Origin of the sequence: Streptomyces sp. NPDC003038 (assembly GCF_040611115.1) — a bacterium.
In the GTDB taxonomy this organism is placed as follows: Bacteria; Actinomycetota; Actinomycetes; order Streptomycetales; family Streptomycetaceae; genus Streptomyces.
Map to the genome: position 1 here is coordinate 172139 of NZ_JBEXNN010000002.1, position 22836 is coordinate 194974.

Here is a 22836-nt window from a genome sequence, read left to right on the forward strand (position 1 = left end):
GCATCCCCACCCCCCTTTCTCTCCTTGCTCGCGGAAGGACTCCGTCGTGTCCGAGCGTCGCCTGCGCGCCCTGCGCGCTTTCAAAAAGCCGGCCAAGCGCCCCGCCGAACCCCGCCCCGTCGGCGGCGGGTCCAGCACCCTTGTCGCAGCCGAGCGGCAACCGTCCCCGACGAACAGCGTGATCACCGCCGCGATCTACCGCGACGGTGTACGCACCAGCACGCACGACTCGCTCGCCGAGACGTTCGCCAAGCTTCGCGAGGCCCAAGGCGGTATGGCGTGGATCGGCCTGTACCGGCCGACCGAGGCCGAGCTGCTCTCGGTCGCGGATGAGTTCGACCTGCATCCCCTCGCGATCGAAGACGCCCTGGAAGCCCACCAGCGGCCCAAGCTGGAACGCTACGGCGACACTCTCTTCGTCGTACTGCGCGCCGCCCGCTACCTCGATGCCGACGAGGAGGTCGACTTCGGTGAGCTGCACGTCTTCGTCGGGCCCGACTTCGTGATCACCGTCCGCCATGGCGCCGCCCCCGACCTGGCCGCCGTCCGCCGCCGCATGGAAGACAACCCCGAGCTCCTCAAACGAGGTCCTGAAGCCGTCCTGTACGCGATCCTGGACGCGGTCGTCGACGGCTACGCACCCGTGGTGGCGGGCGTGGAGAACGACGTCGACGAGATCGAAACCGAAGTCTTCAGCGGCGACCCGAAGGTTTCCCGCCGCATCTACGAACTCTCCCGGGAGGTCGTGGAGTTCGCCCGCGCGACCCGCCCCCTCACACGCATCCTGGAAGGCCTCAGCGCCGGATTCGAGAAGTACGGCATCGATGAAGAACTGCGCCGGTACTTGCGAGACGTCGCCGATCACGCCACCCACGTCACCGAACGCGTCGACGGCTTCCGCCTGGCCCTGCAGGACATCCTCGCCGTCAACGCCACCCTGGTCAGCCAGCAGCAGAACGAGGAGATGAAACAACTGGCCCAGGCCGGCCACGCTCAGAACGAGGAGATCAAGAAGATCTCCTCCTGGGCCGCCATCTTGTTCGCACCCACGCTGGTGGGGACGATCTACGGCATGAACTTCGAGGACATGCCGGAGCTGAAGTGGGCGGCCGGCTACCCCTTCGCGATCCTGCTGATGGCGGTGGTCTGCGTGAGCCTGTACGTCATCTTCAAGAAGCGCGACTGGCTGTAGCCAACAGAGCGCAGCCACTGATCGACTGCGCAGCAACGAACGCCGCGGAGTCGCCACTGTCGGCGTGAGTGGATCCGACGCTGGCTAAGGCATGGCCCTACCCGCCGACACCAGCCCCGCCGTCACCCGCCTGATCGCGGACGACGACGATGTTACGCGCAGCGGCCTGCGCTCGCTGCTCGCCGCACAGCCGGGGATCACGGTTGTCGGCGGTGGCTCGGCCTTCCAGTCCGCGAGCAGATCGGGGCGCGCGGCACCTCGCCCACGAGGTCCCGGACAGCGTCCTGCGGGCATTCGAGCGCCTCGGCGTCGAAGAACACTTTGAGCAGTGCCCCGCCCGGATACACGGCCTCGATCGTGTCGAGGAGGCCGACGGTGGGGACACGGGGTCTGACCGTGCCTCCGCCGCGGGCATGGCGGCGGCTCGACCCCGTGGAGATGCGCCGCGCGCCGGGCAGCAGGGTGCGCCATGGGGTGCGGGGGCTGGCGCTCGTCGCCCCGGCCGCCGCCGGGGGCTTCGCCCGTGCGGTGGGCCCGGGGTGGGACGCGCCGGGGCAGCGGTCAGGGCGGTCCGGGCTCGTTCCCCCGGCGGGTTCCGCTCGTTGATCCGGCATGGAACTGCCGACCATCGCGGCGCCCGGCGTCGGGGAACTGGCCGACGCCGCGGCCGATGCCGCCTGCCATCTCTACGACGCCGTCGCCCCCTGGGGACCCGGCGCGCCCGGCGGATGGAGCCGCGGCGCGGCCGAGGACGCCGCCGAGGTGATCGAGACCACCGCGCACGCCCTCGCGTACGCCCACCCGCGCGCCGAGGTCCTCCTCGCGCCGGTCCACACCGCCCTCGCCGACCTGCGTCGGCAACTCGGCCTCGCGCCCGCCGAGCCGCTGACCGCCGACGGGGTCCCGGTCACCCCGCGTACGGTCGGCAACCCGCGCCGGACGCGGTGGGTCCGGGTGCTCACCCCGCCTTCGCCGCGGCAACCGCCTTCTCGTACAACTTCCTGACCGCCGTGCCGAAGTAGGAGCTGTACGAGGTGTCGGGCGTGTCACCGCCGGTCTTCCAGCCGCCGATGACCCCGATCACGTCACCGGTCCCGGTCCGCCGGTCGTAGCGGGTCAGGAACGGTCCGCCGCTGGTGCCGCCGGGATAGCCGGTGCAGTGGATCCGCAGGAACGAGCCCGGGATCCGCGCGTCGGTGCTCGTGAACTTCGTCGTCCGGTTGACGCACAGGCGGGGGCGCGCGGCGGACGCCGGGTAGCCGATGAGCGCGACCCGCGCGTGCGCGTACCCGGCGCCCGTGACCAGGCGGTTGCCGCCGACCACCTGCTCCACCGGGCGGCCCTGGGCGTCCGGTCCCACCTGGGCGAAGGCCACGTCGAGCGCGGCCGCCCGGTCGGTGCCCTGGGACCGGTAGCGCGGGTCGATCCACACCTTCGAGCGCCCCCGGGCGTCACGCAGGACGGGGAACTTGCCGTACGGCTGCGGATCGGCCCGCGTGTACCGCGGTACGAAGGCCACTTGACGCGAGTCCGTTCCGAGCAGGCAGTGCGCCGCGCTGAGGACCAGGTTGCGGCCGGGGGAGGAGACCACGCTCGCGGTGCAGAAGTACGCGCCGCCGCCCTTCATGACGAACATCCGGCCGACCACTGCGATCCCGTCGACGTTCTGGCCGACGCCCGGTCCGGCGGGTGCGGGCAGCTGCGCGGTGACCGGGCGGAGCCGGGCGGGCACGGAGGCCGAAGACGCGGGTACGGGTGCGGGTGCGGGTGCCAGGGAGGGCGGGACGGCGGCCACGGGGTCCGGGGAGGGCCCGGGCGTCGCCGGTGCGGCCGGGGCCGGGGCCGGGGACGTCTCGGGTGGCGCTGGTGCGGCGGCGGGCAGGGGGACGGCGGAGGCCATCCGTTCAGCGGTCCAGAACGACTCCGCCTCGTGGGCGGACCAGCGGCCGGCGGCTGCCCGGGCGGCGCCCCCGGCCTCGGCGAAGGGCAACTGCCCGCCGGAAACCAGCAGCGCGGCCGCGGCCGCGGCCATCGTCAACGTACGTCGTCGCATGCGGAGCTCCTCTAGAGGGCCTGGGGAAAGCGGAAGAGCCGGTCGGGATCGTAGGTGCGCCGCACCGCTTCGAGGCGGGGACGGTTCTGCCCGTAGTAGGCGTCGCGCCAGTCGGCGAGTTTCGGGTCGGTGTAGTTCTGGTAGGCGCGTCCGCTCGCCCAGGGGCGCAGGTCCTGCCAGAGCCCGTCGAGCCAGCCCTGGTGCCGGGCCACCTCGGCGGCCGGAGCGGACTTCGGCCAGTGGACGAGGTATTGGGCGAGGAAGGCGCTGTCGCGGTGCGCGAAGGCGGTGCCGGTCGCCGCCACCCGGTTCACGGCGCCCCCGCAGACCCCGTCGAACTGCACCACTCCGAGGCCGCCGCGCGCCGTGGCGGACGCGTACCGCCGGACGGCGTCCAGCACCACGCCGATCGCCGCGTCCGGCAGTCCGGCGCCGGCCCAGAAGTCGGAGCGGGCGGCGTACGAGTGCCGCCCGAGCCGCCCCTGCGGGTCCCGGCCGGGCAGGCTCCCCGGCAGGTGGCACTGCGCGGCGGTCTGCTCCAGGCAGCCCGACATGGCCCGTACGGTGTCCCCGTAGCCGCGTACGACGATCCAGCTGTCCCGCGCAGGCCTGCCGACGAGGTCGGACAGCCGGGTCAACTGCCGTTCCAGCTCGCGGCGCCCGTCGAGGCAGACCACGCGGAGGGCCGGCGCGGGCGCGGCCGCCCCCGAGTGCCCGGCCTCGACGACGAACTCGGCCTGGGTCCAGAAGGGATCGGGCAGCCCGCCCAGCCAGCGCTGCCAGCCGCGCAGGACGGCCGGGGAGTCGCCGCCGGGCCAGTGGAGTTCGGCGAAGGCGCAGTCGCCGGCCGGGTGGGTGCGGAAGCGGAATTCGGTGACGACCCCGAAGTTGCCGCCCCCACCGCCGCGCAGGGCCCAGTACAGATCCGGATCCCGCTCGGCGGTGACCTCGCGGACGATCCCGTCGGGGGTGACGACCCGGGCGCCGGTGAGCCGGTCGGAGGTGGTTCCGTAGGCCCGCGAGGCCAGCCCCAAACCACCGCCGAGGGTGAGCCCGGCGATGCCGACGGAGGGGCACAGGCCGGTCGGGACGGCCAGGCCCCGCACGGCGAGGGAGGCGTTGACGTCACCGAGCCGGGCTCCGGCGCCGATCCGTACCCCGTCGCCCTCGACCACCACCGACGCCATGGCCCCGGTGTCCACGACGAGCCCGCCGGCGCGGGTGGACCAGCCGGCGTAACTGTGGCCGCCGCCGCGCGGGACGACCGCGGCGGCGGAGCGGCGGGCGAAGTCCAGGCAGACCGCCACGTCGCCGGCATGGGCGGGATAGGCGACCGCGCCCGGTGCGAGGGCGTCGTAGCGGGGCTGGAACAGCTGCCGGGCCTCCGGATAGTCCCGGTCGCCGGGGAGCACGACCCGCCCGTCGATCCCGCGCGCGAGCGCTCCGTAGTCCGGGCCCCGGGGAGCCGCCGCCGCCACGTCGGCGAGGGCGGCTACGGCCGCGAATCCCAGGAGGCGGCGGCGGTGGAGGGTCATCCCCCCTTCCTGCCACCGCCGGGGCGGATACGCGTGAAGGCGGGCCCACACCTACCCGGGTTGACGCCCGAACGGCCCACGGCAGAAGCGGTTCTGCTCGTCGGATTGGCATATGTACGGTGCGGTGCCTCCCCCGCATGGGGGAGGCGGATCATGCGCACGTCTGATCCCTGCGCACCGCGGATCCCGAACAGTGATCCCATGGCAAGCAGCGAGACGAGTCCGACGACGGCGGTCGAGGGGGCCGAGCGGCCTGTGCCGCTCTGGGCAGAGCGCATGGCCCGCGAGAGGGGGCCCCGGCCCTTTCGGGTGACATACGACAGTGCCGGGATGGGTGCCGGAGCGTCTGTGCGAGCGGTCCACACGCGGGCCGGTGTCTGGGGCACCGAGTTCTCCCAGTCCGCCGCACGTCCAATGAGAACGACGCCCGACTCCTGCGTCGCTTCCCGGCCGTCAACCGCGTTGAGGACGATGAGGGACCGTCTATGACGATGTGGCTCATGTCGTTCCCGGCGTTCGTGTGCCTGCTGGCCGTGTTCGCCCTGGTGGAGAGCGCGTGGCGATGGTTCACGGGACTGGGCTTGATCCCGTGGGTACGCAGGCGCACGGGGCGGTCGTTGTCGAGCATCGCCTTCGATGAATTCACGGGGGTCGTGAACGGAAACAAGACGGCGGAGCTGGAGCAGCGGCGGGTGGAGCTGCTGCGGCGGGACGACGAGAGCCACGGTGCGCCGCCCCGCTCCAGCATTGACCTGACCAAGGGCACGGCGTTCATCGTGTTGCCACAGGAAGCGCACAGCCCGGGCGCCGACAGGCGCGATGTCCGTGAGGGGCGGCGGTGAGACACGGACCGGAGGGAACAGGAGCAGAACCGTCCACGCCGTGGGCAACAGCACTAGCTCTTGCGCGCCAGCAGGAAGCCCTGCGGGGACCTCTCGTGCGCGTCGGGTTCCCTGACCAGGCGGGCCATCTCGGCGAGTCCGGCACCGGCCAGCAGGGTGGCGATCCGGTCGGGCGGTGTCCGGTACACGTCGAGGTCGACCGGATGGCCGTACGCGTGCTCCAGCCGGATCCGCTCGTCGCCCGCCTTGAACGCGATCAGAGCGTAGCCGCCCGGCGCCAGCACGCGGGCGAACTCCGCGAACACCGGCGCCAGCTCCGAGGGCGGAGTGTGCACGGTGGAATACCAGGCCAGGATCCCGCCGAGCACGCCGTCCGCGATGTCCAGCGCGGCCATCGAGCCGACCTCGAACCGCAGCCCCGGATAGGTGCGGCGGGCCACCGCGACCATCGCCGGGGACAGGTCGACTCCGAAGGCCCGTACCCCGAGCCCGTCCAGATGCGCCGTCACCCGCCCCGGGCCGCAGCCAAGGTCGGCGACGGCACGGCCCCCGCCGGCCTCGCCGCGCACGCACTCGGCGAAGGCGGCGAGCAGGGCACGGTCCAGCGGCTTGGCGGCGAGTTCCGGGCCGACCAGCCGGGCATAGTCGACGGCGACGGCGTCGTAGGACGCCCGTACGGCATGCAGGTACGAGGTCTCTGTCATGCCCCTGAACAGTAGCCCGCCCGGTGCCGGGGCTCAGCGCGGGTCGCGGGATTGCCGGCGGATCGCCAGTGGATTGCGCAGCTCCGCCCATTGATCGCCCGGTACGCCGGGGCTCAGCCGCATCAGGGTGAGCGCCTTCGTGGGCAGCGGCCCGATCATCAGGGCCTCGGTGTCGGCGGTGGGGGAGAGCCCGCCGCTCGCCTCCGCCAGGACCTCCGCGAAGGCCCCGGCCGAGCCCGCCGTGGCGCCGAGCGCGCCCGTCAGCAGGGACCCGAAGAGCTTGCGCCGCAGAACGGTCTCGTCGTCGGTGATCAGCCGGCCGGACAGCGGCGGCACCGGCAGACCGTGCCGGGCCAGCCGGACCGGGCTGATCCGGATGTCTGCGAGGTCGCGGTAGACCAGCCGGAGCGGGGCGCCGGTGGCGGAGACGACGACGAGGAGGTTCTGGCCGTGGGCCTCCAAGGCCACCCCCAGCTCCAGTACGCGCAGGCACACCGAGAGCGCGAGGCGGGCGAACGCGGCCTGCCAGACGGCTGAGCGTGCCGCCGGGAAATGGGCCAGGGCCGCTACCGGGACGACCCGCTCGCCCGCGGCGGCGTCCGCGTACACCTCCGGCGGCTCGCGCAGCACGGCCGCCAGGTCGGGGCTGTATGCGGTCGCCGCGCCCAGGGTGCGCGTGATGTGCAGCCGTCCGTCGAGCCGCTCGGACAGCGTCTGCGCGAAGGCGGAGAGCAAGGCCGCCGTCTCGACGGAGTAGACGGAGATGTCCCGCACGGAGGAGGTCAGCCGGGTGCTCAGCGCGGTCTTGACGTCCACCCCGTGAGCTCCTGCGACGTCCTCGGCTCCTCCGGCTCCTCCGGCTCCGCCCGGTCCCGCTGCCGCGAGAGTGCGCAGGGCCATCAGCGGACGCGCCGCGAAACCGGCCCGGACCGACTCCCGCTTGAGCGTGTGCGCGGCCTGCCACGGATGCACCGGCACCAGGATCCGCCCCCCGTCCCGCAGCCGCGCCGGCCAGTCGCCGGTGACCAGACACTCCTCGGCCCGTACGGCGACCAGCCCGAGTTCGACCACCGGCCGGTGCTCGGGGGCGTACGCCAGCTGCTCGGCCACCGAGAAGCCGGGCCGGGAGCGGCAGTTCGGGTGGTACGGATGGCCGTCGACCACCCGCTGCTCCCACTCCCAGGCGGCTTGTGGCGGTGCGTCCGCCAGACCCGCCCGGCCGGCCCGGGAGAGCGCCAGCGAGGCCGTACTGCCATCGAGCTCGGCGGCGAACTCCGCCCCGTGCGGCACGCCCAGCGCCGTCATGAGCCGCGCGGCCTGCCGGTACGCCCTGCCGTCGAGCAGCAGCTCGCTCACGTACGGCCCGGTCGCGTAGGGGTCCGGCGCCGGGCCCTCCAGCCGGGCGCCGCCGGCCAGCCGCAGGGCCAGGCCGCCCGGGCTGTGATGCCGGCGCACCACCCAGGGCAGCGGTTCGAAGGCCAGTGCCCGCCACAGCCGGGTCAGTACGGCCGCCCGGGCACCGCTCAGCGCCGCGGCGTAGGCGGGTCCGAGCGCGGGGCGTACGGCGGACAGTTCGGCGGCGACGGCCTCTTCGGCCGGGGAGGCGGGGAGGTGCGCGCTGGGGTGCAGGGTCCTGTTCCTCTCACGGGTGCGGACGGGGATGCGGATGCGGGGTGTGTGTGGGGGTGTGGGGTGCGGGGGCCGGAGGCGTGGAGCGCATGTTGGGGGTGTGCGGGCGGGAGCGTGCGGGTACATCGCCACGAGGTGATGATCACCTCATCATCGCGGATCTCGCGGATACTGACGGTCACGGCCGGTGGTACGCCCCGCGAACCTCCGGCGCACGGGACGGACCGATGGGAACCAGTGGACTTCAACGCCGCCGCCGACGCGTACGCCGCCACGCCGCTCCTCAACTGCCTCCTCCGGGAGGCCGCCGAGCCCGCCGGGGAACACGGCGCGGGCACCCACCGGCTGCGCGGCAGCGGGCGGTTGCTCCGCGTGCACGGCATGCGCCGCGCGGTGCGTCCCGAACTGCGCAGGGCGGACGGCTGGCATCCGCTCAGCCACACCGAACTGGTCAAACTCACCTCCGACGAACTGCGTCAGTACACCGGCCTGTCGAACGACGAACTCCCCGTCGAGATCGCCGACAGCCGCGAGGCCATCGTCGCGCTGCTCGCCGCCCGCGCCGCTGCCGCGCCCCCGGCGGACCCGTACGTCCTCTCGGAACAGTCCCTGGTCATGGGCCACCCGCACCACCCCGCCCCCAAGGCGCGCGGGGGCGCTCCGGCCGCGAGCTGGCTGCCGTACGCGCCCGAGGCCCACGCCCGTTTCCCGCTGGTCTTCCTCGGACTGCGGGAGGACCAGACCGCAGAGGAAGGCGGCCCGGCCGCCGCCGACGCGATCGACTCGCTCGCCGACGCCCTCGACGGCCCGCGCCCGCCCGCCGGCTACAGGCTGCTTCCGGCCCATCCCTGGCAGCTCGACCTGGTCGGTGCCCGGCCCGAGATCCGCGAGGCCTTCGCCGACGGGCGGCTGCTACGGCTCGGCCCGGGGCGGCGGCCGGTCTGGCCGACCGCCTCGGTTCGGACCCTGTACGTGCCGGACCCGGCCGCCGACCTGTTCGTGAAGTTCAGCCTCGACGTCCGGATCACCAACGACGTGCGCCGGCTGTGGCGGCACGACCTGCTGAAGACGCGCCGCACCGACGCGGCGGTCACGGCCGGCTTCGCCGCGCTGCGCCGCACCGGCTCCAAGGCTGCCTGGCTCACCGACCGCGGCTACCGCACCGCCGGCTTCGCGTTCGAGGAGCTCGCCGTCCTGGTCCGCGACGGCCTGCACGCACACGTCCTGCCCGGGACCACGCCGCTGCTGGCCGCCGCGCTCGCCGAGGGATACGCCGGTAGCCCGCTCGCCCGCACCACCGAACCGGCCGGCTGGTGGCGGGCGTACCTGCGCCATGTCGTGCCGCCGGTGCTGGAACTGTTCGACCGGCACGGCATCGTGCTGGAGGCCCACCTCCAGAACACCCTGGTCGCCGTCGACGCGTCGGGCATGCCGGTACAGGCCCTCTTCCGCGACAGCGAGGGGGTGAAACGCCTGCCCGAGCTGGACCGTGCGGCTGCCTGGCAGCGCCTGGTCTACTGCCTGGTGGTCAACCACCTGACGGAGATCGCGGGGGCGCTGGCCGAGCAGCATCCGGACGTCTCGCCGCTCCTGTGGCAGGCCGTACGGGAGGAGTTCCTGCACTACGACGCCATGCGCGGGCTCCCCGAGACGGCGGAGCTCCTCACGGCCCCGACCCTGCCGGCCAAGACCAATCTGCTGCTGCGCTGGACACGGGCGGGCGGCGCGGACGCCCGCTATCTGCCCCTGCCGAATCCTCTGCTGACGTAGAGAGATCCGGTGCCGGATGCGCGTTGCCGGGTATGCGGTACGCCGGGCGTGGTGTGGCGAGCGGGGTGTCGGGTAGCAGGCGCTGGGGTACGGAATCGGCCAAGGTGCTTCCCGTAACCCGATAGCCTGCACTCAAAGGTATAGACCAATGCTACGTTGGTCGGGCAGACCGCGCAGTCCTTGACCACCCGTCAGAGGAGAAGCCATGCCCTCCCCTTCGCGGGGCGGCGGCCCGGCCGCCACGCCCAAGTACCAGCGGATCGCCGCAGCGCTGCGGCATGAACTCACCGGCACCGCCCACACCCCCGGCGGCCGACTGCCCTCCGAACGCAGCCTGGCCGCCCGCTACCAGGTCAACCGGCAGACCATCAGGGCCGCGCTCCAGCACCTGCGCGAGGACGGCCTCATCGTCACGGGCCGGCGCGGCACCAGGTCCGTCGCCGCCGCCGCTACCGCCGCCGCCGCTGCCGCCGTCGGCGAGCCGGTGGCCGCCACCCGCCCGGCGGGGCCCGCTGCCGCACACACCCAGAGCTGGCTCACGGCGGTCACCGTGCCGCCCTCGCTCGCCGGCCTCCTCGGCATGGCCGGCGGGGAGCGCACTTTGGTCCACCACCACCGTGAACGCGGTCCGGCGGGGGACACCCTCCAGCACGCCGTCACCTACCTCAGTCCGGCCGCCATCGCGCAGGCCCCCGAACTGTCCGGCTACCGCGACCGTATGGCCGCCGTCCGCGACGAGGACCTGGAGCCTCTGCACCGCTGGCTCGAACGGGTCGCGGTGGACGGCAGGGTCGCCGAGACCCTCACCATGACCCGCACCACCCACCCCCCGGCCGCCTCCGCGGCCTGCGGCCTGACCGTACGCCGCACCCTGCACGACGCCACCGGCCGGCTGCTGGCCGTCACCGACCTGGCCTTCCCCACCTGGGACCGCCTGACCTTCCACCGCGACCGCCGCGACCACGCGGTCTCCGGCTTCCGCGTCACGTAGCACTCGCTCGCAGGGCGCCGTGAACCCGGGGGCGGAATGGGCGGTATCAGCTGGCCCGGAGTGACAGTTCGCTGAACCGGCCGTGGTGACTACCGGCCCATGTCAGGCCCGCGCCGCGCACGGTCCCCACGGGCGCCGGGTCCACCAACTCGGCCCCGCCCTGCTCACCGTCACGCTGAAGACGGCTCAAGCCCAGGCGCTCGCCGCCCGACGTGAGCTCCTCCGTCAAGCCGCCGTCAGTCTCCGACGAGTGCGTCGACAACGGCCCGGGCCACCCGGCCGGCGCGCTCGGTCGTCCAGAAGGAGGGGTCCTCGACGGTGGAGATGAAGTAACCGCGGGTCAGCAGGAAGAGGATGTCAGCGGCCAGCTCCGCGTCGGGCGCTCCCGCCGCCATGGCCGCCTCGCGGAACTCCCGCCGTGACCCGTGCGGCTCGCCGTGGTCGACCCCGTTCGGGTCGGTGTGCATCGACGAGAGCATCTCGACCCACAGCGTGCGCAGCAGGAGGTCGTCGGGTTCGGTGCTGAGGTTCCACTCCACCGTGGCCCGCAGGAGCTCCTTGCCCTCCAGGTCGCCCACCCGGGTTTCCAGATCGGTGCGCCAGCGCGACTCGGCGGCCCGTACGGCGTTGGTGATCAGAGCCGTCCGCGTGGGCACGTAGTTGGTGACCATCGCCGTGGAGCCGCCCAGCTCCTTCGCCACGGCGCGGATGGTGATCGCCCGTGCCCCGTCGCGGGCGGCGACGGCCAGGGTGGCCTGGGCGATTTCCTTGCGGCGCTGGACTTCGTCGACGTCGATCGGCATGAGGGCAACCTAACTCAAGGGGGGTTGACGCTGCGGACCTTTAAATGCAACGCTGTTATATCACATTGTTTTCTCAATGTTTCTTCTGCGTGGAGAGCCCATGAGCCTTTCCGTTGAGCGCGTCACTCCCCAACCCGTCCCCCGGCAGGCGCAGCAGCACATGGTGCGCATGCGGGACGGAGTGATGCTGGCCACCGACGTCTACGGAGCCGGCCCCGAACCCGCCCCGGTCGTGCTGGTCCGGCTGCCGTACGACAAGAACAGCCGCTACGTCTTCTTCGAAAAGGCGGCGGAACGGTTCACGTCGCGCGGTTACGTCCTGGTGGTCCAGGACGTCCGCGGCAAGTTCCGCTCGCAAGGCGGGACGCTGGGCTGGACCGGCGAGGTGGACGACGGGTACGACACCCTCGAGTGGGTCACGCACCAGCCGTGGTCCAACGGGCTCGTGGGCATGTTCGGCGACTCCTACTACGGCTTCACCCAGTGGTCCGCGGTCTCCAGCCAGCACCCCGCCCTCCGTGCGATCGTCCCCCGCGTCACATGCACCAACAACAGTCCGGGGGCGGCCGCTTACGACGTCGGCTCCGGCCGGCAGCCCCTGTGGCTGGAGGGCGCCGACTACCAGGCGCACGTCTGGATCGACAACGACAGCTACGAGTTCGACGCGGACCTCACCAAGCGTCCGCTGATCGCGGCGTACGAAGAGGCCTTCGAGGCCATAGGGAAGCGCTCGGCGGGCTTCGACCTGGTCGTCGGCGGCATCCCCCTCCCCCCGTACAACGGACCCCACCCCTACGACGCGCGCCCGGTCCCCGTCCTGCACTGCGTGGGCTGGTTCGACAACCTCGGTATCGCTCACATGCGCGACTACACCGAACTGGGCAAACGCCCCGGCTGGGCGGCGGTGCAGTACCTGATCGCCGACACGATCGACCACGAGAACTACTTCCTGGAGAACGCCCCCGTCTCCCCGGAGTCCGATCACCTGGTCAACGAGGCCGCCCTCGACGGCATGTTGGACGCGTACACCGGTCCGGCCTTGGAGTTCTTCGACGTCTTCCTGAAGGGCACCACCGCTCCCGAGTCCCTCCCGCGGGTCCGCTGGAAGCTCGGACACGTCGGCTGGCGCACGTCGACGGCCTGGCCCCCGCCACAGGCGACGGCGATCGACCTGTACCTGCGGGAACCGGGAGCCGCCACCGGCCCGGTGCCCGGCGGCCGGCTCGCCGCCGGTCCGGCACCGGAAGCGGAGTGCGTGCAATGGCGGTACGACCCCGATCATCTCGTGCCGTCCGCCACGGCGGACACCTTCATGCTGCTGCGGGACCACCCCGACGAGCGCCGTACGGTGGACCGGGACGACGTCCTGCTCTTCACCGGGCCGGCCTCCGACGCCCCGCTCGACCTCGTCGGCCCCGTCCACGCGGTGCTGCACGTGGACAGTACGGCGCCCAGCTACGACGTGTTCGTCAGGCTCCTCGACCTCGCCCCCGACGGCACGGCGCGGCTGATCGTCCGCGGCTGTGCCCAGGCGGACGCGCCGGGCGAGCTGGAGATCGCCCTCGGCCACACCGGCTACCGGGTCCGCCCGGGCCACCGGCTCGCGCTGACGGTGGCCGGCAGCGACTTCCCGAACCACCTGCCCAACTCCGGTACGCATGAGAACCCGTGGTACACGACCACTCCCAAGGCGAGCCTCCAGAAGCTCCGGACCGGCTCCGCCCATCCCTCGCGCCTGCGCCTCACCGTCCTGCCGGAACGCTGTACCGGCGGTGGTCCGCGATGACGCTCCGGTTCCTCACCACCCGACTCGCCACCCTCGTGGTGACCGTCCTGGCCTCCAGCCTGGCGATCTACGGCTCCCTGTTCCTGACCCCCGGCGACCCCGCCACCCTGCTCGTCGGCGGCAGCCGGAACCCCGACCCTGCCGTGATGGCGCAGATTCACCGCGAATATCACCTGGACGATCCCTTCCTCGAGGGGTACTGGCACTGGCTGAGCGGCTGTCTCCGTGGTGACTTCGGGAAGTCCCTGGTCTATCGCGACAGCGTCGCCGGCCTCATCGGCGCCCGCGCGGGCGACACCCTCGCACTGGTCGCCTACGCCTCCGTCCTGGTCCTCCTCGTCGGCACGCTCATCGGGACGGTCGCCGCACTGCGCGGCGGCCGGACCGAGATGCTGGCCACGACGCTCACCGCGGGCGCGATGGCGGTGCCGACGTTCATCATGTCGGTCCTCCTCATGTGGGTGTTCGCCGTCCAGCTGCCGTGGTTCCCGGTGTACGGGGCCGGAGAGGGCTTCGTCGGCACCCTCTCGCACATGACGCTGCCGGCCCTCGCGCTGGCGGCGACCTGGATCGGCTACGTCGCGCAGGTCACCCGGACCGCCGTGCGTGCGGAGATGCGCTCGGAGTACGTGGAGACCGCACGCAGCCGCGGCGTACCGGAAGCGACGGTGATCAGACGTCATGTGCTGCACAACGCCTCCGGTCCCGTCTTCGCGGTGTCGGGCGTCGGCGTCGCGGGCCTCATCGCCACTTCCGCCGTCGCCGAGCAGGCGTTCGGGACCGGCGGTCTGGGAGCTCTCATGATCGAGGCGGCGTCCAAGCAGGACATGGCCGTGGTCCAGGCCGTGTCCCTCATCTTCGTGGTCGTGTTCGTCGTCATCAACACGGCCGTCGATGTCGTCAGCGCCGCCCTGGACCCCCGTACCGCGCAGAAGCAGAAAGGGAACCGATGAGCACCGGCCTGTTGAGCCGCACCCCCCGTACGCCTCGTGCCCCGGCCCGCGGCGGGCGTCCTCGCGACCGGGTGAGCCTCGGCGCCGGGTGTGTGGTCGCCCTGTTCGTCCTGCTGGCCGCGCTGGGCCCGCTGATCGCCCCGCACGATCCGAACGCCGTCGACCCGCTGGGCGTCAACGCGGGGCCCACCCTCACCCACCTGCTGGGCACCGACGACACCGGACGCGACATCCTGTCCAGGCTCATCTGCGGTACGCGCTCCAGCCTCGCCGCCCCGGCCGTGGTGATCCTGATATCCACGACCCTCGGCACCCTGCTGGCGCTGTCCGCCGCCTGGGCCGGCGGCTGGCTCGACCGGTTCGTCTCCGGTGTCCTAGACGTCGTGTTCGGCTTCCCCGGCCTCATCATGGCGGTTCTCGCCGCCGCCGTCTTCGGGGCGGGCCTCACCGCCCCGATCGTGGCCTTGTCGATCGCCTACCTGCCCCTGATCACGCGCGTGGTCCGGTCGGCCGCGATCAAAGAACGCAACCTGCCGTACGTATCGGCCCTCCAGCTCCTCGGTGCTCCCACGCGGCGCATCTGGCTCCGGCACCTGCTGCCGAACCTGCTGCCCCTCGTCCTCGTGCAGGCCACCATCGGTTTCGGGTACGCCCTGCTCGACGTGGCCGCCATCTCGTTCCTCGGGCTCGGCAGCCAACCGCCGGACCCCGAGTGGGGACTGATGGTCTCCAACGGGGCTCCCTCGATCCTCGCCGGCCAACCCCAGCAGTCGCTGTACGCGGGCCTCGTCATCCTGGTGGTGGTGGTCGCGTTCAACCTGCTGGGCACGGGCCTGTCCCGACGCCTGCTCGGAGAAGACGCATGACATCATCACCACTGCTCCAGATCAACGGGTTGAGGGTCGACCTCCCCCTCGACGGAACCATGAAGACCGTCGTCCACCGTGCGGATGTGAGCATTGCCGAAGGCCGGGCCGTCGCCCTGGTCGGCGAGTCCGGGTCGGGGAAGTCGCTGACGGCCCGCTGCGTTCTGCGTCTGTTGCCGAAGGGTGCCCGGACGCAGGGGGAGCTGCTCTTCGCGGGCGAATCCGTGCCCGACATGGCCCCGGAACGGCTGCGCCAGTTCCGCGCCACCGGCGTCGCCATGGTGTTCCAGGACCCACGTGCCCACATCAACCCCGCCCGCAGCGTCGGTGACTTCCTGGTGGAGGGGCTGACGACGGCACGCGGTGTTCCCGCCGCCGAGGCCGTCGCCAAGGTGACGAGCATCCTGCGGGAAGTCGGCATCAACGATGCTGAACGGCGCATGCGGCAGCGGCCCCGCGAACTCTCCGGCGGCCTGCTGCAACGTGTCATGATCGCCGCCGCGCTGGCGGCCGAGCCGCGGCTGCTGCTCGCCGATGAGCCGACCACCGCGCTCGACGTGACCACACAGGAGGAGGTGATGGCCATCATCGGCGAGGCCCGTGCAGCCCGCGGCCTCGCCATGCTCTTCATCACGCATGACCTGGAACTGGCCGCCGCCGTGTGCGACAGGGTGCTGGTGATGTACGCGGGGACGACCGTCGAGGAGCTTCCGGCCACGCGGTTGCGCCACCATGCCGCCCACCCGTACACGCGCGCCCTGCTCGCGTCGCGGCCGGCGGTCGGCGACACCGGCGGCGAACTGCGGGCCATCACAGGAAGGCCGCTGTCCGGCTTCGAGGTACCCCAGGGGTGTGCCTTCAGCGACCGGTGTCCCGGCGTACAGGACGTGTGCCGCAGTGACCGGCCGCGACCGCGTTCGGCCGGCGAGAGCACGGCGGCCTGTCACTTCCCCCACACGTTCTGGCCCGAGGAGGTCGGCAGGCATGCTTGAGGTGAGGAACTTGCGCAAGGTCTTCGGCGACTTCGTCGCGGTCGACGACGTCACCTTCTCCCTCCCTGAACGGGGATCGCTGGCGGTCGTCGGCGAGTCGGGATCCGGCAAGACGACCACGGCGCGCATGATCGCCGGGCTCGAAGCGCCCAGCGGAGGGCAGATCAGCGTCGCGGGAAGCGGGCGTCGCTCCGGACGGGCAGGTCCGAAGGAGCGGCGGGCGCGCGGCCGGCAGATCCAGATGGTGTTCCAGGACCCGTACTCCTCGCTCGACCGGCGGCAGCGGGTGTGCGACGCCGTGGCGGAGGCGGTCATGCTGCACCGGCCGCTGCGGGGCGACGGACTCCGGGACCGCGTCTGGGAACTCTTCGAGATGGTGGGGCTGGACGACCGGCAAGCGAGGTCTCTGCCGAAGGCTCTGTCCGGCGGGCAACGCCAGCGCGTCGCCATCGCCCGTGCGCTGGCCGCCGAACCTCGGGTACTGATCCTGGACGAGGCGATCGCGGCGCTGGACGTGTCGATCCAGGCCCAGATCCTGGGCCTGCTCGCGCATGTCCGGGCGAGCACCGGGACGGCGCTGCTGTTCATCACGCACGACCTCGGTGCCGTCCGGCACGTCAGCGAGGAGGTCCTGGTGATGCAGGCCGGGAAGGTGGTCGAGCACGGCCCGGTCACATCAGTCCTGGACCATCCGCAGGACGCGTACACGCGGCGCCTCATCGAGTCCCTCCCCAAGCCGGGGTGGACCCCGCGCAGAAGGACACCGAAAGCCGCCGCCTGAGCGGGCCGGCCGGCCGGTCGGGGAACCACATCCAGCGAGACGCTTGTCCTGGCCCGGGGGGCGGACAAGCGTCTTCGCGTACGGGTGCGCCGCGGTCACAGGCGTGGGGAAACAGGGCCGCCCCCACATCGGCCGGAGAGCCGGTGTGGGGGCGGACGCGCGCGCCGGAGCCGGCGCTTGTCTAGTCGGCGTTCGTCTCAGCCGCCGTGGGACCAGGCCAGGGACGGTCGAGTGCGCTGCGCCCGTGCCTCGATCTCCGTGGCCGCCTGGAGCAGCAGATTTTCGCGGAAACGGCCGCCGATCAACTGGACGCCGGACGGAAGACCGTCCCTGATGCCCGTCGGTACCGACATCGCCGGGAAACCGAGCACGGGAACGGCCTGCATGGGCCATTGCGCGGCGAGCAGTTCCCGTACACGGCCGTCACCGGCGAGGTCCGCGTCCTGTTCGAACGGAGGCTCCGCCGACACGGGCGTCAGCAGGATCCGTTCGTCACCCAGGTACTGCTGGAGACGCGTGATGAGCGTGCCGCGCCGTGCGTACCCCTTGATGTAGGCGTCCAGCGAGGGGCGTTCGCCCCAGGTCTCCGCGGCAGCGGCGAAGGAGGAGGCGAGCGAGAGCCGCACCGTGTCGTCACCGAACCGTTCGATCTCCGGCATCATCGTGCGCAGCTCCTCGTAGAGCAGCAGCGACCACAGTCTGGCCGCCTCCCCCAGCAGCGGCAGCTCGACCTCTTCGACCTCGTAGCCCGCCTCGCTGAGCCAGCCCGCGGCACTGTCGAGGGCCGCGTCCACGGCGGCATGCGGCTTGGCCAGCCCCACGTCGCGGACGACCGCGACCTTCAGGGGACGGGGGTCTCCGAGCGGCGGGCGCAGCGGAAGGCCGACCGGATCGGTCAGATCGGGTGTCACCATGGCGTGCAGTGCCAGTCGGACGTCGTCGACGGTCCATCCCAACGGTCCGTGCACCGCCATGGTCTGGAACGACAGGGGGGCGTCGAACTCCACTTCCCCGGCCGGTTCCGAGGCGGAGACGAGGCCCATGGTGGGCCGCAGGCCGACCGCGCCGCAACAGTAGGCCGGGAACCTGATGGATCCGCCGATGTCATTGCCCTGGGCGATCGGCACCATCCCGGACGCGACCGCGGCGGCGGCGCCCCCGGAGGAGCCGCCGGGAGTGTGGGCACTGCTCCACGGGTTGAGCGTCTTGCCGTGGAGGTCATTGCCGGTGAACCAGCGGACGGCGAACGCCGGGCTGTTGCTGCGGCCCATGAGGTTCGCGCCGGCCTGGCGCAGCGCCGCGACGCATGCCGCGTCCTCCGTTGCGACGGCGCCGGCCCATGCCAGGACTCCGTGCGAGCTGGCGTACCCGCGCTGCGAGGTGTTGATCTTGGTGGAGACCGGCACACCGTGCAGCGCTGCCAGTTCCTCCCCGGCGGCGACCCTCCTGTCCGCCGCGGCGGCTTGCGCGAGTGCTTCCTCGGGGCGGACGTCCACGAGTGCGTTGACGGCCGGGTTGGTTTCGTCGATCCGCTGCAGGAACGCCTGCGCGACCTCGGTCGCGGAAAAGACCTTGTCGCGGATTCCGGCTGCCAGCTCAGCGGCTGAGCGGTCCCACAGCGGCTTCTCGCCCGGGGTGTCGGTCATCGTTGTCTCCTGAGGTGTGAGGTGGCGCGTCACTTCGCGGTGCCGCCGATGGAGGCAGCCCACGGCATGCCCGTGTAGGCGAAGGAAGTGGGTGCGCCGCTGATGCGCTTGTTCATGAACATCCGCTCGTGGGTGCTGGCCAGGTAGACCACCGGGACGGTGGGCGTGAACAGCGCCTGGGCTTCGATGTAGGCCTTGGCGGACGCGACGGGGTCCGTGGCCGTACGTGCCTGCGCGAGCAGCCGGGTCACGTCGGCGTTGTCATAGTTCGTCCAGTTGAACAGTCCCCGCGGCGTGACCATCTCCGCCACGTAGGACGACGGGTCCGGCATGGCGACGTACCCGAAGGTCAGGATCAGGTCGATGCCCTGGCGGATCGAGGGGTCGTAGAAGAGCGAGGACATCTCGGTGGGCTGGAGCTGCCGGATCCGGATCTCGACACCCAGTTGCTTGGCGGAGGCCTGCAGGAACGTCAGGATCTGCAGTCCCTTCTGGTCGCCCGCCGGGATCGCGGCCACCAGAGGCCGAGGCACGGGGCCTACCTGCTCCATCAGCTTCTTGGCCTGCCCCAGGTCGGGCTTCGGCACGGCGGGCAGCGCCTCGTAGGCGGCGTCGAGCTGGGCGGCGGCCTTGTCGCCGCTCCAGGTGAGTGGCGGGACGAGCGACCTCAGGGTGGTGGCGTCGCCCCCGAACACGTTCTTGATCAGTGCGGTCCGGTCCACGGTGAGGGACAGTGCGTCCAGGAGGCGGCGGTCCGCGGCGGGTGACGCGGCGCTGCCGGGGATCAGCAGGACATTCTGGGTGGACGGACCCAGGTAGGTCCTGCCGTTCCGCGCAGTGGCGAGCGCCGTGGCGCTGCTGGGCGGCAGCTCGTAGGTGCCGTCCACCTCGCCGGAGAGGAGTGCGCTGGTGAGCGTGTTGCTGTTGGTGATGAATTTGAAGACGATCCGGGCGGCCTTGGGCTTGAGCCGGGAGTCCCAATAGGCGTCATTGCGTTCGAGGGTGATGCTGTCGCCCGGCTTCCAGGAAGCCGGTTTGAACGGCCCGGTGCACATGACGCCGCCCTTGGCGGTGCCGTAGGCGGCGCCGGCCTTCTCGGTGTACACCTTCTGGTTGACCGCGCCGAAGGATGTCGAAAGCGCCTTGGGCAAGGTCTGGTCGTACGTCTTGGTGCGCAGCGTCACCTGGTGCGGGCCGGTGACCTCGATGGACGCCACCGTGGCGAGGTAGTTCCCGTACAGTGCCTGCGTTTTCGGGTCGGTCTGCCGTTCCAGGCTGTAGACGACGTCCTGCGGCGTCATGGGCGAGCCGTCCCAGAACGTCACGTCGGTCCGGAGGTCGAGCACCAGGGTGCGGTCGTCGGTCCACGTGGTCTTCTCGGCCAGGCCGGGGCTCAGGGAGAAGTCCGCGTTCATCCGTATCAGCGTGTCGCAGAGATTCGCCCCGACCGTCTGGGGCGAGTAGTCACCCACCTTCGCCGGGTCGAGGGTCGTCGGTTCCCCGTAGGGCAGTGCCCAGGTGACGCTGTCCACGGAGGCGGGACCGGGCGGCGTGGTGGTGGTGAGCCCGGTGGCCCGGGATGTGCCGTCGCCACCGCTGGGGGCGGAGGTGCAGGACGTCGCGGCCAGCAGACCCACGCTGATGAGCACCGTCAGCACCTGTCTTCTTGCAGCCATGGCTGATGCTCCTTGCCGAGGGGGAAGGGGGGCGGAGAGCTCGCCGTCGAAGCGGGGCGTGGGGGCGGCAAGCGTGATAAACGAACGTCATATAACGTTGTTGCATGTCACGCTTGCACCTGGTGAGTAGACGAGTCAAGACCTTGACCCGTCTTCTCGGGAGATACGGCCCGGCAGCTCGGAACGGGGGTGGCGCAGCCGCCCGGCAGCCGGTAGCTTCTGCGTCCGTACCGCCGCACCGTGAGCGGAACCAGACCCTCCGCACTGCCCCGCCCCGCCGTGGCGCTCCGGGCGGCCACGCCGCCACTGAGCCCGCCGCCCGGCCGCCGAGCAGCAGTGACGCCCCGCCCGAGCCGCGGCGAGAGGTCGGGACGAAGGCCCTTTGCCGGGTGCGCCCGCCAGGGTCGCCCCTTCACCCCCACCGCTCCGCGAGCGCGACGCACTCCACCCACCGAACGGAGTCCCACCGTGTCCTTCACTCCTGCCCTCGTCTTCGCTTTCGAGATTCGGGCCCACGTCACCGAGACGCTCCACATCGGCCACGGCGAGGGGGAGATCACCGAGTTCACCCCCATCGTCGGAGGCAGCGTGGAAGGCCCGATGCTGCGCGGAAAGGTGCTGGCGGGCGGGGGTGACTGGAGCAGTACCAGGGGTGAGGTGTGCGAGCTCGACGCGCGCTACCTGATCCAGGCCGACGACGGTGCGGTGATCGACATCGCCAACCGCGGCTTCTACCGACCCAAGCCCGACAGCCCCGACCAGTACGACGGCGACATCCAGGTCTCGGAAGCCGGCCACTACTACAGGACTTCGCCGGTCTTCCGGACGGATGCGCCCGCTCACCGGTGGCTCGCCGAGACGGTCTTCGTGGGGCTCGCCCGCCCCGAGGGCGAGGACGTCGTCGCCATCCGCATGTACGCGGTGCGGTAGAGCCGTGCCGCCGGTGACCGGCCCGGGGGCTGGGCCGGTCACCGGCCAGATCTCAGCCCCAGGCGCGCGCCCGCGTCAGGACAGCGCCCGCCACGCTCGGTTCAGGGCGTCGCGGAATCCGGCGATCTCTTCAGGACCGAGATCGCGGACCATGCGCTCTTCGAGCTGCCGGGCCGGTTCCGCGTACTCCGCCAGCAGCCGGCGGCCGGCGTCGGCGAGGAGAATGACCTTCTCGCGCCGGTTGCGGGGGTTGGGGTCGCGCCTGATCAGACCGCGGTTCTCCAGAGTGCGGACCATGTCGGCCATGGACTGGGCCGTGACGAAGGAGTCCCGGGCGAGCTGCGCGGCGGACACCCCCTCGTGCCGTTCCAGCACGGTGAGGGCCGTGTACTGCAGCGCGGTGATGCCGGCCGGCTTCAGCAGTTCGTCGAGGCGGGCGCGCACCACCAGCTCGGTCCGCTTGACCAGATAGAGCAGCGAGGGGCTCCCCGCCCCTCTTGTCGCCATGGACTTCACAGCTTGCCTCCACGTCACTTCCCGCGGGTCGCCTGCCCCGGGTCTTCGGTGCGTCCACCCTAGGTCATTGACAGGAATCCTGAGAATCCGCAACACTCCAAACCGTCAGGATTCCTGTTGATCGCCGCGCAGTACCCCGCGCCGGCCTCAGACGAGAACGGGCCCTGCGGGACCGCTCAGAGCGGCGTGCCTCTCCCACTCGCCTGGCGCCCCGCTCCGCCGAGCGCCCCATCCACAGACCACCAGAGAGGTGCAAGACATGGATCTGCACGGGAAAGTCGCCGTCATCACCGGAAGCGGAGGCGGACTCGGCCTGGGATATGCCCAGGCCCTCGCCGCGGCCGGCGCCGCTGTCGTCGTCAACGACGTCGACCGCGGCGTGGTCGACGCCGCGGTCGCCACCATCACCTCAGCGGGCGGTCGGGCCGCCGGCGTCGTGGCCGCGGTCGGCGACGGCGATGCGGCCGAGCAGCTGGTCGCGACGGCGGTACGGGAGTTCGGGCGGCTGGACGTGCTCGTCACCAACGCGGGCATCCTGCGCGACCGCGTGCTGTGGAAGATGACCGACGAGGACTTCGACTCCGTCGTCAAGGTCCACCTGCGCGGCACCTTCACGTGCGCCCGGGCCGCCGCGGTCCGGATGCGGGAACAAGGCACCGGCGGCCGCCTCGTTCTGATCTCCTCGCCGGCCGGGCAGCGGGGCAACTTCGGCCAGACCAACTACGCCGCAGCCAAGGCCGGCATCGTCGCGATGGCTCGGACGTGGGCCATGGAGCTGGCCAAGGCCGGTATCACCGTCAACGCCGTCGTCCCCGTCGCGGCCACTGAGATGACCAAAACCATTCCGGCCTTCGCGCCGGCCATCGCGGAATCCGAGCGCACCGGCAGCCCACTGCCGGACTGGCTGCGCAAAGAGGAAGGCCTGGGTACGGTCGAGGACGTCGCCGGGTTGATCACTTTCCTCGCCTCGGACTCCTCGAAGGGCGTCACCGGGCAGGCCATCGGCGTCGGTGGCGACCGGCTGGCCCTGTGGGCGCACCCCAAGGAGAAGACGGTCGTCTTCACCGACGGCGGCTGGAGCGCCGACGCGATCGCCGAAGAGTGGTACGGCGGCATCGGATCCGACCCGGAGACTTTCGGCATTCCGGCTCCCAAGGCACCGGAGGCCTGA

Annotated in this window: 20 protein-coding genes; 12 read left to right on the top strand and 8 right to left on the bottom strand. The window is 71.8% G+C overall.

All coding sequences use genetic code 11. From position 1 onward, the window contains the following. Window positions 1-46 precede the first annotated feature (46 nt). Both ABZX75_RS03475 and ABZX75_RS03480 read left to right on the top strand, forming a co-directional pair. Window positions 47-1192, top strand: a complete 1146-nt coding sequence (locus ABZX75_RS03475; RefSeq protein ID WP_355407354.1) for a magnesium and cobalt transport protein CorA — start codon at window positions 47-49, stop codon at window positions 1190-1192. 612 nt (window positions 1193-1804) lie between these two features. Beyond that, the gene (locus ABZX75_RS03480) at window positions 1805-2197 is read left to right on the top strand and encodes a hypothetical protein (RefSeq protein WP_355407356.1); all 393 of its coding nucleotides are present in this window, start codon (window positions 1805-1807) and stop codon (window positions 2195-2197) included. Here ABZX75_RS03480 and ABZX75_RS03485 read toward each other — a convergent pair. Both ABZX75_RS03485 and ABZX75_RS03490 read right to left on the bottom strand, forming a co-directional pair. Further along, window positions 2151-3245: a trypsin-like peptidase domain-containing protein gene (locus ABZX75_RS03485; protein WP_355407358.1), complete on the bottom strand. Its 1095-nt coding sequence runs from the start codon at window positions 3243-3245 to the stop codon at window positions 2151-2153. The genes ABZX75_RS03480 and ABZX75_RS03485 overlap by 47 nt on opposite strands. An 11-nt stretch (window positions 3246-3256) precedes the next feature. Continuing rightward, window positions 3257-4780 carry an FAD-binding oxidoreductase gene (locus tag ABZX75_RS03490; protein ID WP_355407360.1) on the bottom strand — a complete coding sequence of 508 codons (1524 nt, stop codon included), beginning with the start codon at window positions 4778-4780 and terminating at the stop codon, window positions 3257-3259. A gap of 485 nt (window positions 4781-5265) precedes the next feature. On the opposite strand from ABZX75_RS03490, the gene ABZX75_RS03495 reads away from it, so the two are divergent. Further along, the gene (locus tag ABZX75_RS03495; protein WP_355407362.1) at window positions 5266-5622 is read left to right on the top strand and encodes a DUF6191 domain-containing protein; all 357 of its coding nucleotides are present in this window, start codon (window positions 5266-5268) and stop codon (window positions 5620-5622) included. A gap of 53 nt (window positions 5623-5675) precedes the next feature. Here ABZX75_RS03495 and ABZX75_RS03500 read toward each other — a convergent pair whose 3' ends face one another. Together ABZX75_RS03500 and ABZX75_RS03505 are read right to left on the bottom strand one after the other, a co-directional pair. Further along, window positions 5676-6326 carry a class I SAM-dependent methyltransferase gene (locus ABZX75_RS03500; protein ID WP_355407364.1) on the bottom strand — a complete coding sequence of 217 codons (651 nt, stop codon included), beginning with the start codon at window positions 6324-6326 and terminating at the stop codon, window positions 5676-5678. A gap of 33 nt (window positions 6327-6359) precedes the next feature. After that, window positions 6360-8081 carry an IucA/IucC family siderophore biosynthesis protein gene (locus ABZX75_RS03505; RefSeq protein ID WP_355407924.1) on the bottom strand — a complete coding sequence of 574 codons (1722 nt, stop codon included), beginning with the start codon at window positions 8079-8081 and terminating at the stop codon, window positions 6360-6362. A 111-nt stretch (window positions 8082-8192) separates the two neighbouring features. Here ABZX75_RS03505 and ABZX75_RS03510 point away from each other — a divergent pair, with 111 nt between their 5' ends. Beyond that, window positions 8193-9725 carry an IucA/IucC family protein gene (locus tag ABZX75_RS03510; protein WP_355407366.1) on the top strand — a complete coding sequence of 511 codons (1533 nt, stop codon included), beginning with the start codon at window positions 8193-8195 and terminating at the stop codon, window positions 9723-9725. A 205-nt stretch (window positions 9726-9930) separates the two neighbouring features. Continuing rightward, window positions 9931-10716, top strand: a complete 786-nt coding sequence (locus ABZX75_RS03515) for a GntR family transcriptional regulator (protein WP_355407368.1) — start codon at window positions 9931-9933, stop codon at window positions 10714-10716. A gap of 236 nt (window positions 10717-10952) precedes the next feature. Here ABZX75_RS03515 and ABZX75_RS03520 read toward each other — a convergent pair whose 3' ends face one another. Then, window positions 10953-11519 carry a TetR/AcrR family transcriptional regulator gene (locus ABZX75_RS03520; protein ID WP_355407370.1) on the bottom strand — a complete coding sequence of 189 codons (567 nt, stop codon included), beginning with the start codon at window positions 11517-11519 and terminating at the stop codon, window positions 10953-10955. A gap of 100 nt (window positions 11520-11619) precedes the next feature. Here ABZX75_RS03520 and ABZX75_RS03525 point away from each other — a divergent pair, with 100 nt between their 5' ends. From ABZX75_RS03525 to ABZX75_RS03545, 5 genes are read left to right on the top strand one after another with little or no spacing between them, the layout of a single operon-like run. Beyond that, complete coding sequence (locus tag ABZX75_RS03525; RefSeq protein WP_355407372.1) at window positions 11620-13305, top strand: CocE/NonD family hydrolase; 1686 nt, start codon at window positions 11620-11622, stop codon at window positions 13303-13305. Next, window positions 13302-14258 (top strand): ABC transporter permease, encoded by a 957-nt coding sequence (locus ABZX75_RS03530; RefSeq protein ID WP_355407374.1) that lies wholly within the window; start codon window positions 13302-13304, stop codon window positions 14256-14258. Before ABZX75_RS03525 ends, ABZX75_RS03530 begins: the two co-directional genes overlap by 4 nt. Then, window positions 14255-15124 carry an ABC transporter permease gene (locus tag ABZX75_RS03535; protein ID WP_355407376.1) on the top strand — a complete coding sequence of 290 codons (870 nt, stop codon included), beginning with the start codon at window positions 14255-14257 and terminating at the stop codon, window positions 15122-15124. The genes ABZX75_RS03530 and ABZX75_RS03535 overlap by 4 nt, the downstream gene beginning before the upstream one ends. Beyond that, window positions 15121-16116, top strand: a complete 996-nt coding sequence (locus tag ABZX75_RS03540) for an ABC transporter ATP-binding protein (RefSeq protein WP_355407378.1) — start codon at window positions 15121-15123, stop codon at window positions 16114-16116. The genes ABZX75_RS03535 and ABZX75_RS03540 overlap by 4 nt, the downstream gene beginning before the upstream one ends. Then, window positions 16109-16897 (top strand): ABC transporter ATP-binding protein, encoded by a 789-nt coding sequence (locus ABZX75_RS03545; RefSeq protein WP_355407380.1) that lies wholly within the window; start codon window positions 16109-16111, stop codon window positions 16895-16897. Before ABZX75_RS03540 ends, ABZX75_RS03545 begins: the two co-directional genes overlap by 8 nt. 197 nt (window positions 16898-17094) lie before the next feature. Here ABZX75_RS03545 and ABZX75_RS03550 read toward each other — a convergent pair whose 3' ends face one another. Together ABZX75_RS03550 and ABZX75_RS03555 are read right to left on the bottom strand one after the other, a co-directional pair. Further along, window positions 17095-18543: an amidase gene (locus ABZX75_RS03550; RefSeq protein ID WP_355407382.1), complete on the bottom strand. Its 1449-nt coding sequence runs from the start codon at window positions 18541-18543 to the stop codon at window positions 17095-17097. Window positions 18544-18572: 29 nt separating this feature from the next. Then, entirely contained in the window at window positions 18573-20219 is a 1647-nt protein-coding gene (locus ABZX75_RS03555; protein ID WP_355407384.1) for an ABC transporter substrate-binding protein, read from the bottom strand. 468 nt (window positions 20220-20687) lie between these two features. Between ABZX75_RS03555 and ABZX75_RS03560 the strand changes: the two genes are divergently transcribed. Further along, window positions 20688-21149: a DUF3237 domain-containing protein gene (locus ABZX75_RS03560; RefSeq protein ID WP_355407386.1), complete on the top strand. Its 462-nt coding sequence runs from the start codon at window positions 20688-20690 to the stop codon at window positions 21147-21149. 75 nt (window positions 21150-21224) lie between these two features. Here the strand turns inward: ABZX75_RS03560 and ABZX75_RS03565 are convergent, their stop codons facing one another. Beyond that, a complete protein-coding gene (locus tag ABZX75_RS03565; RefSeq protein WP_355407388.1) occupies window positions 21225-21656 on the bottom strand; it encodes a MarR family transcriptional regulator in 432 nt (143 codons plus the stop codon). 259 nt (window positions 21657-21915) lie between these two features. Between ABZX75_RS03565 and ABZX75_RS03570 the strand changes: the two genes are divergently transcribed. Next, window positions 21916-22836, top strand: coding sequence for an SDR family NAD(P)-dependent oxidoreductase (locus ABZX75_RS03570; RefSeq protein WP_355407390.1), 921 nt, complete (start codon window positions 21916-21918; stop codon window positions 22834-22836).